General features: G+C 68.6%; 13 protein-coding genes. 11 read left to right on the forward strand and 2 right to left on the reverse strand.

Going from position 1 to position 14,681, the window contains the following annotated elements; all coding sequences use genetic code 11:
- Positions 1 to 71: 71 nt before the first annotated feature.
- Positions 72 to 590, forward strand: coding sequence for a DUF3558 domain-containing protein (locus tag HNP02_RS30265; protein ID WP_184444436.1), 519 nt, complete (start codon positions 72 to 74; stop codon positions 588 to 590).
- Positions 591 to 652: 62 nt separating this feature from the next.
- Positions 653 to 1,147 (forward strand): DUF3558 domain-containing protein, encoded by a 495-nt coding sequence (locus HNP02_RS30270; protein ID WP_184444437.1) that lies wholly within the window; start codon positions 653 to 655, stop codon positions 1,145 to 1,147.
- A 63-nt stretch (positions 1,148 to 1,210) separates the two neighbouring features.
- Here the strand turns inward: HNP02_RS30270 and HNP02_RS30275 are convergent, their stop codons facing one another.
- Positions 1,211 to 1,714: a histidine phosphatase family protein gene (locus HNP02_RS30275; RefSeq protein WP_375373723.1), complete on the reverse strand. Its 504-nt coding sequence runs from the start codon at positions 1,712 to 1,714 to the stop codon at positions 1,211 to 1,213.
- Positions 1,715 to 1,750: 36 nt separating this feature from the next.
- On the opposite strand from HNP02_RS30275, the gene HNP02_RS30280 reads away from it, so the two are divergent.
- The 9 genes from HNP02_RS30280 to HNP02_RS30320 all read left to right on the forward strand — a co-directional run bounded on the left by HNP02_RS30280 (position 1,751) and on the right by HNP02_RS30320 (position 13,561).
- On the forward strand, positions 1,751 to 2,284 hold the full coding sequence (locus HNP02_RS30280) for a hypothetical protein (RefSeq protein WP_184444330.1): 534 nt from the start codon (positions 1,751 to 1,753) through the stop codon (positions 2,282 to 2,284).
- 109 nt (positions 2,285 to 2,393) lie between these two features.
- The gene (locus HNP02_RS30285; protein ID WP_184444331.1) at positions 2,394 to 3,785 is read left to right on the forward strand and encodes a PepSY domain-containing protein; all 1,392 of its coding nucleotides are present in this window, start codon (positions 2,394 to 2,396) and stop codon (positions 3,783 to 3,785) included.
- A gap of 104 nt (positions 3,786 to 3,889) precedes the next feature.
- Complete coding sequence (locus tag HNP02_RS30290) at positions 3,890 to 5,041, forward strand: exonuclease SbcCD subunit D (RefSeq protein WP_184444332.1); 1,152 nt, start codon at positions 3,890 to 3,892, stop codon at positions 5,039 to 5,041.
- Entirely contained in the window at positions 5,038 to 7,650 is a 2,613-nt protein-coding gene (locus HNP02_RS30295) for an AAA family ATPase (protein ID WP_184444333.1), read from the forward strand. The genes HNP02_RS30290 and HNP02_RS30295 overlap by 4 nt, the downstream gene beginning before the upstream one ends.
- A 29-nt stretch (positions 7,651 to 7,679) precedes the next feature.
- Positions 7,680 to 9,224, forward strand: coding sequence for a GMC family oxidoreductase (locus tag HNP02_RS30300; protein ID WP_184444334.1), 1,545 nt, complete (start codon positions 7,680 to 7,682; stop codon positions 9,222 to 9,224).
- A 122-nt stretch (positions 9,225 to 9,346) separates the two neighbouring features.
- A complete protein-coding gene (locus tag HNP02_RS30305) occupies positions 9,347 to 10,261 on the forward strand; it encodes a S9 family peptidase (RefSeq protein ID WP_184444335.1) in 915 nt (304 codons plus the stop codon).
- 88 nt (positions 10,262 to 10,349) lie between these two features.
- A complete protein-coding gene (locus tag HNP02_RS30310; protein WP_184444336.1) occupies positions 10,350 to 10,982 on the forward strand; it encodes a carboxymuconolactone decarboxylase family protein in 633 nt (210 codons plus the stop codon).
- A gap of 12 nt (positions 10,983 to 10,994) precedes the next feature.
- Entirely contained in the window at positions 10,995 to 11,456 is a 462-nt protein-coding gene (locus HNP02_RS30315) for a (2Fe-2S)-binding protein (protein ID WP_184444337.1), read from the forward strand.
- Positions 11,453 to 13,561, forward strand: a complete 2,109-nt coding sequence (locus HNP02_RS30320; RefSeq protein WP_221318206.1) for a molybdopterin cofactor-binding domain-containing protein — start codon at positions 11,453 to 11,455, stop codon at positions 13,559 to 13,561. The genes HNP02_RS30315 and HNP02_RS30320 overlap by 4 nt, the downstream gene beginning before the upstream one ends.
- Before the next feature lie 4 nt (positions 13,562 to 13,565).
- Here the strand turns inward: HNP02_RS30320 and HNP02_RS30325 are convergent, their stop codons facing one another.
- Positions 13,566 to 14,621 carry a S9 family peptidase gene (locus tag HNP02_RS30325; protein WP_184444338.1) on the reverse strand — a complete coding sequence of 352 codons (1,056 nt, stop codon included), beginning with the start codon at positions 14,619 to 14,621 and terminating at the stop codon, positions 13,566 to 13,568.
- Positions 14,622 to 14,681: the final 60 nt, after the last annotated feature.

Raw genomic sequence — 14,681 nt, forward strand, 5'->3', positions numbered from 1 at the left:
GCGTGATTGGACGACGCTGCGACCTGAGCAGCAGGCGCAACGCCAAGGGGCCGGCCGCCAAGTTTGCTGTGATGGCGGCAGCTGTGATTCCGCTGATCGCCGCCTGTGGCGGGTCGGATCAGCCGACGGGGCCCGACGTTCCATCGACCGCCGCTCAGGTTGCCGGAGCCAAGCACGGCCCGTTCTTCCCCGAGTGCGGTGGCGTAACCGATCAGACGGTCACCGAACAGACCAGGGTCACCGGGCTGGTCAACACGGCCCGCAACTCGGTCGGATGCCAATGGCTGGCCGGCGGCGGCATCCTCGGGCCGCACTTCTCCTTCTCCTGGTATCGCGGCAGCCCGATCGGCCGCGAACGCAAGACCGAGGAACTATCCCGCGCCAACGTCGAGGACATCAACATCGAGGGTCACAGCGGGTTCATCGCGATGGGTGACGACGTGGTCCTCGGCACCAGCCTGTGCGAGATCGGCATCCAGTACGACGACGACTTCATCGAGTGGTCGATCAGCTTCAGTCAGAAGCCGTTCCCCGATCCTTGCGACGTCGCCAAGGAACTCGCCCGCCAGTCGATCGTGAACGCCAAGTGACCGGGCGCAACGGAACCCGCAGGGTGTTGGCGGGCACGGTGGCGTTGCTCGCGACCTTCACGATGCTGCTGGGCTGTTCACGCACGGTGGAGGGCACAGCGGCCAAGGCGGGCGCGGGCGACAACCCGCGCAACGACAACTCGGAGAAGCAGTACCCGAACCTGCTCAAGGAATGCGACGTGCTTACCGAGGACATCCTCGCGAAGACCGTGGGTGCCGACCCGCTCGACATCCAGAGCACCTTCGTCGGCGCGATCTGCCGTTGGCAGGCCGCCAACCCCGCAGGCCTGATCGACATCACCCGGTTCTGGTTCGAGCAGGGCAGCCTCGACAATGAGAAGAAGGTCGCCGACAACCTGAAGTATCAGGTCGAGAATCGGTCGATCGCGGGCGTGCAGTCGATCGTGATGAAGCCCAACGACGGCAAGGGTGCGTGCGGCGTGGCCAGCGACGCGGGCGGCGTGGTCGGCTGGTGGGTGAACCCACAACAGCCTGGCATCGACGCATGCAGCATGGCGATCAAGCTGATGGAGTTGACGCTCGCCACCAACTCGTAGTCCGGCGGGCAGTCCACGCAAGCGCGGCTCCAGCGTAGCGACCCAGGGAGTGTGGGCGTGCTTTTACCGCGGCACGTGGAATGCGAGCAGCGACGCTCCGCGCAAGGCGAGCTGGTCCCACGGCTCGGTGATGCCGAGCATGGCGATCGCCGAGGTGGGGAACTTCATCGCAATGTCTTGCGCCGCGGTCTCGTTGCCCTCGTTGTTCAGGCCGAGGGCCAAGCTCGACATGGTGGGCTCGTGACCGATCACCAGCAGCGTCTCGACGTCGGTGTCGAATAGTGAACTCACGCCGTTGATCACGTCGATCACGGTGCCTGGCACGGCGTCGTAGAGCCGGTCGACGAACTCCGCGGGAGCGTCGATCCCGGTGCGCGCCAGCGTCTCGCGGGTCCGCGTGGCCGTTGAGCACAGCACCGCGTCGACGGCGGGTGCGTTCGCCCGGATCCAGTCCCCGGCCAGCGGCGCCTCGCGGGTGCCCCGCGCAGCCAACGGCCGCTCGTGGTCGGGCACGCCTGCCGGGTAATCCGACTTCGCATGTCTCAGCAACAGCAGCGTCCTGCTCATGGGAGTCAACGTAGCGGTACCGGTACGCTCCGGCAGGTGGGCATCGCCAGAACCGACGCCGCGCGGGTGCGCGGTGTGCTGGTCGGCGCGATCTCGGGCGCCGTCGCCGTTGCGGCTCACGGTCTTGGCGGTGCGATGCTGCCAGGTAGTTCGGCGATCGTCCTCCTGGTGCTCGGCTCCGCGGTGGTGGGCGCCGCGTCGTCGTCGCCCGCGGAGCTGCAGCGCCGGTTGCCGGTCGTGGCGCTCTACCTCTCGGCGGGCCAGGCGCTCGGCCACTACCTGCTGGTGCTCGCATCGTCGCACCCGCACGGCAGTCACTGGTCGGTACCGATGGTTGCCGCACACGCGCTCGCGGCGCTCGGCGCTGCAGCGCTGATCTGCTCGGCGGAGCGGTTGTTCGGTGCGATCGCCGCCGTGCTCTGGCAATTGGTCGTCGTGCTGGTCGCTCTTCGCGGCACCGGCCCGACCCGTCGGCCGGGAATCCCGTGGTGGGCTCCCGGCCTTGCCGCGCGGACCCTCGCAGGCTCCGGCCGCGCAACCCGCGGGCCACCTTCGTTCGCCGCCGCCTGAGGGCGGCACTCCCGACCGGACGGCGTCGACACGCCGCCCGGCTTTCCGCCGTGCAGCGCCTCGATCGTGCGCGCACGGTCCATCGGCTGCGAACGAAAGAAGCTCTGCCATGTCGTCATCCGTTTCCAAACCCGACGCCGCCATTGCGCCGGCGGCCTCGTCACCAAGGCGCACAGTCCTACCCCTGATCCGCCGCCTGCACTTCTACGCGGGCGTGTTCGTCGCACCATTCATCCTGATCGCGGCCATCACCGGGTCCCTCTACGCGATGGCTCCGACCATCGAGCGCTTCGTCTACCGAGACCTGTTGTCCGTCGAGCCGGCCGGTGAATCGCTTCCGCTGTCGGCACAGGCCGCCGCCGCGCAGGCACGCGTCCCGGACCTGACGATGACGGGCCTGCGACCAGCTCCAGGATCACGCGACTCCACCCGGGTCACGTTCGCCGATCCTGGGCTCGGTGCCGACACCGAGCGGGCGGTGTTCGTCGATCCTCACACCGGCCGCGCGCTCGGCCAGGAACAGGTGTGGTTCGGCTACCTGCCGCTGAGCACGTGGCTCGACGGCCTGCACCGGCATCTGCAACTGGGTGAACCAGGCCGGCTGTACAGCGAATTGGCCGCGTCCTGGTTGTGGGTGGTGGCGCTCGGCGGTGTCGCGCTGTGGCTGGTGAAGGTCCGCGGGGATCGCCGACGGGGCAGGCAGGGCCGTCTGATGCGGATCGACGGCACGACCGAGGGCCGGGCCAGGACGCGGAACTGGCATGGCGCTGTTGGCGTCTGGATCCTGCCGATGCTGCTCTTCCTTTCGGCGACCGGAATCACGTGGTCGACGTACGCGGGCGCCACGGTGACCGCTCTGCGGGCAGAGTTCAATTGGCAACGGCCACAGCTGGATACGGCGCTGACCGTGCCCAGTACCAGCGTCGGTCCCGTCGATCTCGACGGCGTGGTCCTGGCCGCGGGCGGTGCCGGTGTGGCCGCTCCCGTGGAGATCACGTTGCCCGTTGCGGCCGACGGGGCCGTCGGCGTCGCCGAGATCGACGAGCCCTACCGGCTGACCACCAACGCCGCGGCGGTCGATCCGGCCAGCCTGCGGGTGACGGGCGTGCTCGACTACGACCGCGACTACTCGGTGATGGCGGAGCTGGCCGACTGGGGCATCCGCATGCACATGGGCCTGTTGTTCGGCTGGCTCAACCAACTGCTGCTTCTCGGCGTCGCGGTCGCGTTGGTGACGGTGATCGTGCGCGGCTACCGGATGTGGTGGCAGCGGCGCCCGACCCGCGGGTCGGACTGGGCGGTCGGGCGGCCGCCGGTGCGGGGAGGTATCCGGCGACTGCACCCGGCGGTCCTGGTCGTGGGGGCCGTCATCACGGTGGCGGTCGGTTGGTTCCTGCCGCTGCTGGGGATCAGCCTGGCAGGGTTCCTGCTGGTCGATCTCGTCGTGGGTCGCGTCGCGGCCTACCGCACCCGCGCGCACACTACCCAGGCGCAGGGCTGACGTGACCGCCCGCCCACATGCCGGTCGAGGTCCGCCGACTTGTCGGCGGCCGGACCTACACTCGCCTTGCCCCATCCAGAGACGAGAGCGAGGAGGACGCCGGGATGCGCTTCGTGCACACCGCCGATTGGCAGCTCGGCATGACCCGCTACTTCCTCAACGGTGAGGCGCAGCCGCGGTATTCGGCAGCACGCCGCGAGGCCGTCGCAGGCCTCGGACCGCTGGCCGCCGAGGTCGGGGCCGAGTTCGTCGTCGTGGCGGGCGACGTGTTCGAGCACAACCAACTCAGCCCGCGCGTCGTCAGCCAATCGCTGGAGGCCATGCGTGCCATCGCGGTTCCGGTCTACCTCCTGCCGGGCAACCACGATCCCCTCGACGCGTCGTCGGTCTACACCAGCGCACTGTTCCTTGCCGAGTGCCCTGACAACGTGACGGTGCTCGACCGTGCAGGGGTACACGAAGTGCGGCCGGGTCTTGAGATCGTTGCCGCCCCTTGGCGTTCCAAGGCGCCCACCATCGATCTGGTCGGCGACGTGCTCGACGGCCTGCCCGCCGACGGGATCACCCGCATCGTCGTCGGCCATGGTGGCGTCGACGTCTTCGAGCCGGACCGGGACAAGGTGTCGTTGATAAGGCTCGCGGCGGTGGAGGCCGCGCTGGCGCGGGGCGCCGTGCATTATGTGGCATTGGGCGACAAGCACTCTCGCACCGAGGTAGGCACCACGGGCCGGGTCTGGTACTCCGGTGCGCCCGAGGTCACCAACTACGACCACATCGAGTCCGATCCGGGTCACGTGCTCGTCGTCGACATCGACGAACGCGATGCGGAACGGGCAGTGCGGGTGGATGCCCGCAAGGTGGGGCGTTGGCGGTTCGTGTCGATGCGGTTCACGGTGGACAACAGCCGCGACATCACCGATCTCGGCCTGAATCTCGACCTGATGCCCGACAAGGACCGCACCGTAGTGCAATTGGCGCTGACCGGCTCACTGACCGTTACCGACAAGGCCGAGCTCGACGCATGCATCGACAAGCACACCCGACTCTTCGCGGCGCTGACGTCGTGGGACAGCCAGACCGACGTCGTCGTGGTGCCCGCCGACGGCGAGTTCGACGACCTCGGCATCGGGGGATTCGCTGCCGCGGCCGTCGACGAGCTGGTGGCGACCGCGCGCGACGGTGGTGAGCAGGCCGAGGACGCCCGCGCCGCGCTCGCACTGCTACTGCGACTGGTGGACAGGGGCGACGCCGCGTGAAGCTGCACCGCCTCACTCTGCGCAACTACCGCGGAATCGCCCACCGCGACATCGAGTTTCCCGACCGCGGCGTGGTGGTGATCAGCGGCGCCAACGAGATCGGCAAGTCGTCGATGATCGAGGCGCTCGACCTGCTGCTGCACTCCAAGGACCGCTCGGCCAAGAAAGAGGTCAAGCAGGTCAAGCCCACACACGTCGACGAGGGCGCGGAGATCCGCGCGGTGATCTCGACCGGGCCGTACCGTTTCGAGTACTTCAAGCGCTTCCATAAGCGGCCCGTCACGGAGCTGACGCTGACCGAACCGCGCCGCGAGCAGCTCACCGGCGACGAGGCGCACGAGCGCGTGCAGGCGATCCTCAAGGAAACCGTCGACATCGACCTCTGGCAGGCCCAGCGGGTGTTGCAGGCGGGGGCCACCGCGCCGGTCGATCTGTCCGGATCCGACGCGCTGTCCCGCGCACTCGACGCCGCCGCCGGGCAGGCGGTGGAGCTGTCCGGGGCCGAGCCGCTGCTCGTCGACCGCATCGACGCCGAGTTCCGCCAATACTTCACCGCGACCGGTCGGCCCACCGGCGACTGGGGCACGGCGATCACCGGCTTGCGTGCTGCGGAGCTCGGGGTGGCCGAGTGCGCGACGGCGGTCGCGGAGGTCGACGACGCGGTGATGAGGCATGGCCAGCTGACCGACCGCCTTGCCCGCGTGACACTCGATCGCGCCAACGCCGCCAAGCGCCTTGACGCGGCGCGCGCGGCGGCCGCAACCGTCAAGGCACTGACCGATCGGCTCGCGCAGGCTCGCGCACTCGCCGACGCGGCGCAGCAGCAGCGTGTCGCAGCCGTCGCGGCGCTCGACCAACGCCGTCAGTTTTGCACCGACCTCGACGCCCGGACCGCCACGATCGCCGACCTGGAGCGCTCCGCCGAGGAGGCCGGTACCGAGGAGGCGACCGCCCGCGAAGCGAAGACCGCTGCCGATGCTGCTCTGGTCGAGGCCAAGGCCGCCGTCGACGCGTGCCAGGTCGGGGTCGACACCGCGCGCCGCACCGCCGAGCAGATCGCCCACCGCGAGCTAGCCGAGCGGCTGGCGGCCAAGCTGACCAAGATCGACGCCGCCGACCGCGAGTTGCTCGGCATCGACCGCGACCTCGCGGGGATCGCAATGGTGGACGGTTCGATGCGAGGTCTCGAGACGGCCGCCGCTGCGGTCGAGTTGGCCGCCGCGCGGGCCGAATCGGCTTCCGCCCGTGTGGAGTTGACGGCTGAGGCTGACGTCGAGCTGCGGATCGCAGGCGAGGTCGTCGCGCTGGCCGCCGGCCAGAGTTGGTCGGCGAGTGCCGGAGGGGCCACGGACGTCGAGCTGCCGGGAGTGCTGACGGTGCGCGTGCTGCCCGGTGAGCCCGCGGCCGATACGCAGGCCTTGCTCGACGCCGCGCGTGCGCACCTGGCCGCCCTGCTGAAACGTGCAGGGGCGGCCGACATGGACGCTGCCAGAATGCTCGACCAACGGCGGCGGGACCTGCTGGCGTCTGGCGATCGCGTGCGGGCCACCCGCGAGGCGTTGGCCGGCGACCACTCGGTTGCCGCGATGCGGGCACGGCTTGCCGAGCTGCACGAGGCTCAGCACGCCGACGTGCAGGGTGACGCCGAGGGTGCCAGGTCCGAGCTGGAGACCGCGACGGCCGAACATCGCAGGGTCGTCGCCGCGTGCGACGTCCTTCGCGAAGCGGCCACCTCGGCGGCGGCTGCGGCGATGGGCCACACCACCCGCGCGACGGTCCTGCGGGAGCAGCTGATCACCGCCAAGACGGAACTGACCAGGGTCGGCGAGCTGCTGGCCACGCAGCGGCAGTCGGCCACCGACGACGCGCTTTCGGTCAGGGCGAACGCCGCGGCCGAGACTGCCAGGGAGGTCGGGGCCGGATTGCAGGCCGTCGAGGCCGAGCTCGCAGGCGTTGCGCCCGTGACCGTCGCCGAGGAGCTCGACGACGCCGTCCGCTGCCACGACGCGCTGGTGCTCGGGCACGAGGAGCTCGGCGAGCAGCTGCGGGACACCACCGCCCAGCTGCGGGCGTACGGCACGCAGGGACGGCGTGGTCAGCTGGACGCCGCGCAGATCGAACTCCAGCGCGCCGTCGCCGAGCATGCCCGGCTCGGCAGGCGCGCCGACGCGGTGAACGTGTTGCGCTCGGTGATGCTGCGGCACCGCGACGACGCAAGGCTGCGCTACGTCGAGCCCTTCCGCGGCGAGGTGGAACGGTTGGGCCGCATCGTATTCGGCGCGGACTTCGAAGTGGAGATCGACGCCGAACTGCGCATCTGCAGCCGCACCCTGGCCGGACGCACCGTGCCGTACGACTCGCTGTCGGGAGGCGCCAAGGAGCAACTCGGCATCGTGGCGCGGCTGGCGGGTGCGGCACTGGTCGCCAAGGAGGACGGCGTGCCCGTCCTGATCGACGACGCCCTCGGATTCACCGACGCCCACCGGCTGACCAAGATGGGCGAGGTGTTCGACGCCGTCGGCGGCGACGGGCAGGTCATCGTGCTGACCTGCAGCCCCGAGCGCTACGCGACCGTCGGCGGCGCGGTGCACATCGAATTGACTGCATAGCGGCGCTAGGCCTCCTACACTCACGCGACGTGGACGCGGACTACATCGTTGTGGGTACCGGCTCGGCCGGCTCGGTACTTGCCAGTCGACTCAGTGCCGTGCCGGGCGTACGGGTGGCGGTCGTGGAGGCCGGGCCGCCCGACAAGGACAAGTTCATCCACATCCCTGCCGCCTTCGCCAAGCTCTTCGGTGGCCCGGTCGACTGGAACTACCTGACCGAGCCGCAGAAGCAACTCGACGGCCGCCAGATCTACTGGCCCCGCGGCAAGACGCTCGGCGGCTCGTCGTCGATGAACGCCATGATGTGGGTGCGCGGGTTCGCCGCGGACTACGACGAGTGGGGCGAGCGGGCCAGCGCGGACTGGTCGTTCGCCGGCATCGAGAAGTACTTCACGCGGATCGAGCAGGGGCCACTCGTCGTGTCGGCGCAGCGCAGCCCGTGCAGTTCGACCGCAGCCTTTCTGTCCGCCGTCGAGGAACAGGGTCATCACGTTGAGGCGCCGAATCTGCCGTCGCCGGAAGGGTTTTCCCAAACTCTGGTGACGCAGCGCAGGGGAGCGCGGTGGAGCACTGCCGACGCGTACCTCAAGCCGGCGTTGCGCCGGCAGAACCTGAGGTTGTTCACCGACGCGCACGTGACGCGGGTGCTCTTCGACGGCAACCGCGCCGTTGGCGTCGAAATCGACACCGACGGCCGGCGCCAGGTGGTCAGGGCCCGTCGCGAGGTGCTGCTGTGCGCAGGCGCCATCAATACGCCGCAACTGCTGATGCTGTCGGGTGTCGGCGACCGCGACCAACTCGCAGAGCACGGTATCGAGTCGGTGCACCACGCACCGGAGGTTGGCGCGAACTTGCTCGACCACCTGGTGGTCCCGCTCGGCTTCGACGCCGACTGTCAAACCCTGTTCGCCGCGGAGAAGCCCCTGCAACTGGTCAACTACCTTGCCCGGCGCCGTGGCATGCTCACGTCGAACGTCGGCGAGGCCTACGGGTTCGTGCGCAGCCGGCCGGATTTGGCGCTCCCGGATCTCGAGCTGATCTTCGCCCCTGCCCCGTTCTTCGACGAGGGCATCGGTGAGCCATATACCGGCCACGCCGTCGTGATGGGTCCGATTCTGTTGAAACCCAAGAGCACTGGCACGATCTCGCTCGCATCGGCGGATCCGTTGGCCAAACCGATCATCGATCCGCGGTATCTCTCCGACGACGCAGGCGAGGATCGCGCGGCGCTCATGGAGGGGCTGCGGATCACCGCAAGGATCGCCGAATCGCCAACGATGCGAACCATTCTCGGTGGCATCGCCCGGCCTGCCGGTGCGCGCGAGCTCAACGAGGAGACACTCGAGCACGCACTGAACACGTTGTCGCACACGCTCTATCACCCGGTAGGCACGTGCCGGATGGGCTCCGACGACGACAGCGTGGTGGATCCGCAGTTGCGGGTCCGAGGCGTAGACGGGCTGCGGGTGGCCGACGCGTCGGTGATGCCGACGATCATCCGCGGCCACACCCACGCGCCGTCGGTGCTGATCGGCGAGAAGGCCGCCGATCTGATCCGCTCCACCCGCAACTAACCCCCTCCCACCCCTTCTCTGCGATTTGTGCACGCTGGGTTGCGATGAGCGCTACTGCATGTGCACAAATCGCGAGGGGTGCTACGGTGCAATCGGTTGCAGCAAGCGATTGGAGTGGCGCAATGTCCGCACAGGGCTATCCGGCGATCACCGAACCCGTAGAGGGCTCGTCGCGCCCGGTCACGTATCACCTGGCCGAGACCTGGGACGGCCTGTACGCGCCCTACGCCCTTCGGCTGCCGTCGGAGGATGCCACTGACCTGCCCTTCGTGTTCCTCGCATACGGCAACGGCGGCGGCGGTCTTGACTGGCTGCGCCGACGGGTCAAGACCCACGGCTACATGATGGAGCGCCTTCTCGACGCGGGTTACGCCTGCGCGTGGGGCCGGTACCGGACCGAGGTCGAACTCGGTTTCCACAACGGCGGACACCTCGTCGTGGACCAGCGGCAGGGCATGGACTTGATGAACCGTTCGCCGCTGGAGTTCGAGGACGAAATCGCCATCCTCGACCACGTGGCCAAGCACCCGCAGATCGACCCCCAGCGACTCGGCCACGTCGGAGTGAGCCATGCAGGCGAGATGCTGTTCAAGATCGCGTCGCAGTACGACAGCCGGCTCAAGGCCGGGGTCGCCTGCGAGCCCGCCAATCACGAATTCCTCGATCTGACCCCGGACGACTCGGCCTTCATGAACCCGGAGACCGAGCTGCGAAACATCGAGGAGATGCAGATGCGCGATACCGCGTTCGTACGCTCGCGGATCAACGAGCCGCTCGCGCTCGAGCGAATCGCGCCCATCTCGCTACCCGTGCTGGTGATGGGCCGCGACGACGACCACCTGCAGGGCATCTTCCGGCTGAGCTACGACCTGTTGGACGCCAGCGGGAAGGACGCCACGTGGGTCTCCTGGGACCATCCGCTGCACGGCTACATCTTCCCGATCACCCGCGCCGACGGCACGGTCGAGGTCGATGACGTGCAGGAACGCGCGATCGACGGGGTAATCGAGTTCCTCGACAAGCATCTCGGCGGCTGAGCCTGCGCGCCAACGTCATCGAACCTTGACGCTCCGAGCTGATCGGGCACATACTGGCGACAATCGATTGCAGAAACGAGGAGCGACAATGAGCCCGGCGATCAGTTACGTACCCTTGGAGCTGATGGACGAGCGCATGAAGGCGGAGATGGAGCGTTGTGCCAAGCACGGCACACCGCGGCCCGAGAGCTCCGCTGTCCGCGCTCATTCACCGCAGGCCTTCTGGGCCTTCGCCGACAGTTGGCAGTCCCAGTTCCATAGTGGCGTAGTCGATCACGCGATCAAGGACCTGTGCCGGGTGTACATCTCCAGGACCGTCAAGTGCGAGTTCTGCGGCAACCAGCGATCGGAGAAGGCCACAACGGCGGGCCTGCAGGAGCAGCAGTACGACCAACTCCTCAACTTCGAGACCTCCGACCTGTACGACGACCGCCAGAAGGCGGCGCTCGCGTACGCCGAGGCCATCGCCTGGGGCAGCCAAGACCTCGACGGGCTCTGGGCCCGGCTGCACACCCACTTCTCCGAGCAGGAGCTCGTCGAGCTGGGTTGCTGCATCGCGCTGACCTTCGGCCAGCAGAGCTGGATCCGGCTGCTCGGCATCGACCATCATCAGTACATGGCAGGCACCACCGCGTCGATGGCCCCCGGCTTCGAGACGGCCGAGGAGCTGGTCGTCAGCAAGGCGGACCCCCATTACTGGGCTGCCACCAGCCAAGCCTGATACAACGGCGACGTGGCTTCGTTCACACTGACGGTCAATGGCCGGGAGTACGACGTCGACGTTCCCGCGGACACGTCCCTGCTGGAGGTGCTGCGCAACGACATCGGCGACAAGTCACCGAAGTTCGGCTGCGGGCTCGGCCAGTGCGGGGCGTGCATCGTCTTGATCGAAGGTCATCCGACGCCGTCGTGCGATACCCCCGTCGAGTACGTCCGCGGTGAAGTTCGGACGCTGGCCGGCCTCGGCCGTGCAGGCGCCCTGCACCCGCTGCAGTCCGCGTTCCTCGAGTTGCAGGCCGGGCAGTGCGGCTACTGCATCGCAGGGATCATCATGAGCGCCGCCGCGCTGCTGCGCGACAATCCCCGGCCGACCCGCGACGAGGTCTCAGCGGCATTGGAACGCAACCTGTGCCGCTGCGGGACACACGGGCGGTTCGTCGATGCCGTGCTCGCGGCGGCAGGTTCCGAAACGTGACTACCCAGCTGCCCCCGTCGCTCATCACCAACCCGTGGATCTCGACGTGGCTGACCGTCGCCGCCGACGGAACCATGGGGCTGCGGGTCGGCAAGGTCGAGCTCGGGCAGGGGATCCTCACCGCGCTGACTCAGCTCGCAGCCCACGAACTCGACGTTGCGCCCGAGACCGTCACGGCTGCCGCTGCCAACACCGTCACGTCACCCGACGAGGGATACACCGCAGGCAGCCTGTCGATCACGGTCTCCGGGGCGGCGGTGCGGCGCGTGTGCGCGGAGACGCGCGAGCTGTTCCGTCGCGCGGCCGCGCGCAAGGCCGAATTGAACGTCGCCGACGTCCGGCTTGTGTCCGGTGCGTTCGTTGGTCCCGACGGCAGCCGGATCGCGTCATATGGCGAGCTTTCCGGCGTCGTCGACCTGAACGTCCGGGTCGGCGACCCAACCCTCGACGTCGAGCTCGCCTCTCCGGCATCGAAGGACCTGGCTCGTATCGACCTGCCCGACAAGGTGCTTGGCCGTCCACGCTTCATCCACGACCTGGAGTTCGACGGCATGCTGCACGCCAGAGTCGTGCGCCCGCCTGGCCCTGGCGCACACCTCGAAGATGCTCCCGCGGAACATGTTTCGTCGATGCCCGGTGTCGAGCAGGTCGTGCGCGATGGCGACTTCCTCGCCGTCATTGCCCGTCGCGAGGGTCAGGCCACGCAGGCGGCCGCTGCGCTGGCAGTCGCGGCATCGTGGTCGGAGGGCATCGAGCTGCCCGACCCGCAGGACCTCGAGGGCTGGTTGCGAACTGCCGATGCCGAGACGAGTCACGTCCGCACCGACGGCGCTCGGCATGGCGACGCGCCAACCGTGGTCGCCACCTACTCGAGGCCCTACCTCGCGCACGCGTCGATCGGGCCCAGCTGTGCCGTCGCGCATTACGACGACGGACGCCTCGCGGTGTGGTGCCACAGCCAAGGTGTGTTCACATTGGGCCGTGCGATCGCGGCGGCCCTGGATCTGAGTCCGGAAGCGGTCGTCGTGCAGCACGTCGAGGGCGCAGGCGCCTACGGCCACAACGCTGCCGACGACGTTGCGATGGATGCCGCATTGCTCGCCACCCGGATGCCCGGCACGCACGTGCGGGTGCTCTGGAGCCGCGCCGACGAATTGTCGTGGGGACCGTTCGGCGCGGCCATGGTCGCCGACGTCACCGCCAGCGTCGACGAGCACGGCACGATCACCGACTGGTCCTACGAACTGTGGAGCAACGGACACATGTCGCGCCCGGGATATGCACCGCGCCACGTACTGCTGGCCGATGCGCACCGCGCAGGCGTCCCGATGCTCCCTCCAGCAGTGGACCCACCTGCCGATCGAGGATACGGCTCGCAGCGAAATGCCGACCCGTACTACGACTTCGCGAGAGTCGACGTGACAGCCCACCGGCTGCTGACGATGCCGATCCGCACGTCGTCGCTGCGTTCGCTGGGAAGCAACCTCAACACGTTCGCCGTGGAGTCCGCGATCGACGAGCTGGCCCTGGCGATCGGGCGCGACCCGCTGGAGATGCGGCTCGCCCACCTGTCGGACCCCCGCGCACGCGAGGTGCTCAGCACCGCCGCCGACGCAGCCGGGTGGGGAGCGCCGCTCGCCGAGGGGCGGGGTCGCGGTGTGGCGTTCTGCCGCTACAAGAATCGAAGCTCGTACTGCGCCGTCGTCGCCGACGTGGAGGCGACCGACCGGTTGCGCGTCACCCGACTGACCATCGCCGTCGACGTCGGCCAGGCCGTGAACCTCGATGGGGTTCGCAACCAGGTCGAGGGCGGCGCCATCCAGGCGACCAGTTGGGCCTTGTTCGAACAGGTCCGGTTCGACAGGCACTCGGTCACCAGCACCGACTGGGAGTCCTACCCGATCGCGCGATTCGACCAGGTGCCCCAGGTCGAGGTGCACCTGTTGCACCGTCCCGACGAGCCGCCGCTCGGCGCAGGCGAGGCGACTCAGGGACCGGTGCCTGGGGCGATCGGTAATGCTCTGGCCGATGCCCTCGGCGTGCGGGTACGGACGCTGCCGTTCACACCCGACAACATCGTCGCAGCCATCGACGCGCAGTCCTGAGCGGTCACGCCTTGAGGCGAGCCGCCATCCAGTCCGCCGTGCGATACCGGTGTGCGGCAAGCACGTTGGCGCAGCCGTGGTTGCCGTCCTCCAGTGCCAGGAAGTCGCTTCCGGCCACCTCGTGGTGCAGCCGCTCGGCCTGCTGCCACGGGATCAGCCGGTCCTTCTTACCCGCGATGACCAGCGTCGGGCACCGCACGGACGACGTCCGACCGGTCATGGTGAGCGTGAGCGCCAAGGCGCGGGCGTCGTCCTCGTTCTTCGAGCGTGACCGGACCATGAACGTCTCGCGTGTCAGTGGCGGTAGGACGTCCCAGTTCTCACCGAAAGTGTATGGGCCACAAAGGCTCACGCACGCCTTGATCCGGTCGTCGCCGCTGGCGAATCGGGGTGCGTAGTAGCCGCCGAGGCTCACGCCCCATACCCCGATGCGGTCGGCGTCGACGTCGTCGCGGGCGATGAGCGTGTCGACGAAGACCCGGCCGGGCACCTCCCAGTCCGCGCGGATCGGCAGGTCGTATTCGGCTTCGCCCTGCCCGGGGCCGTCCACGCTGAACGTGGCGAGGCCGCGTTCGAGGAAGAGCTGCTCGGTCGCGCGTAGTTCCTCCTTGGTCGAATCAAGGCCCGGCACGCAGATCACGGTCGGATGAGGCGATGGGCCTTCGGGTTTGCGCAGAATCCCGTACATCGTGGAGCCCTCGAACGGCATCTCGATCCGCTCACCGGGCGGGTCTAGGTGCGGCAGTGCGGCGTCGAGGCAGCGCACGGCCGATTGGTGAGCGGTACGCATCTGCTCGAGATCGCGGACGTAGACGAACTTCGCGAAGTGATACACGACGGCCGCGGTGCTCAGGTGTGCGCCCGCGGAGCGAAGTCGGCCGTCTTCGAGCGCCTCGAGTCCGAGTGCCTCGTGCACGCTCGCCGCGGCCGACCAGGCGGTACACCAGTCGTCCCAGGATTGCAGCCCGGCCATCACGCGATCGAAGTCGGCCGCGGGTACACCGTTGGCGGTGAACCGGGGACCCCAGTGCGAACGGGCGGATGCGACGTATTCGTCCATGCTCGAGTCCCCTTCGATCCGGCTATTGCAAACGATTGCGGTCAGCGTCTACCGTAGCAG

Source organism: Mycobacterium sp. AZCC_0083 (assembly GCF_014202335.1).
GTDB lineage: Bacteria > Actinomycetota > Actinomycetes > Mycobacteriales > Mycobacteriaceae > Mycobacterium.

Excerpts from the sequence above, each read along its gene's own strand:
- HNP02_RS30265 (WP_184444436.1), top strand. The coding sequence starts at position 72 with ATGGCGGCAGCTGTGATTCCGCTGATCGCCGCCTGTGGCGGGTCGGAT.
- HNP02_RS30270 (WP_184444437.1), top strand. The coding sequence starts at position 653 with ATGCTGCTGGGCTGTTCACGCACGGTGGAGGGCACAGCGGCCAAGGCG.
- HNP02_RS30275 (WP_375373723.1), bottom strand. The coding sequence starts at position 1,714 with ATGAGCAGGACGCTGCTGTTGCTGAGACATGCGAAGTCGGATTACCCG.
- HNP02_RS30285 (WP_184444331.1), top strand. The coding sequence starts at position 2,394 with ATGTCGTCATCCGTTTCCAAACCCGACGCCGCCATTGCGCCGGCGGCC.
- HNP02_RS30290 (WP_184444332.1), top strand. The coding sequence starts at position 3,890 with ATGCGCTTCGTGCACACCGCCGATTGGCAGCTCGGCATGACCCGCTAC.
- HNP02_RS30305 (WP_184444335.1), top strand. The coding sequence starts at position 9,347 with ATGTCCGCACAGGGCTATCCGGCGATCACCGAACCCGTAGAGGGCTCG.
- HNP02_RS30310 (WP_184444336.1), top strand. The coding sequence starts at position 10,350 with ATGAGCCCGGCGATCAGTTACGTACCCTTGGAGCTGATGGACGAGCGC.
- HNP02_RS30325 (WP_184444338.1), bottom strand. The coding sequence starts at position 14,621 with ATGGACGAATACGTCGCATCCGCCCGTTCGCACTGGGGTCCCCGGTTC.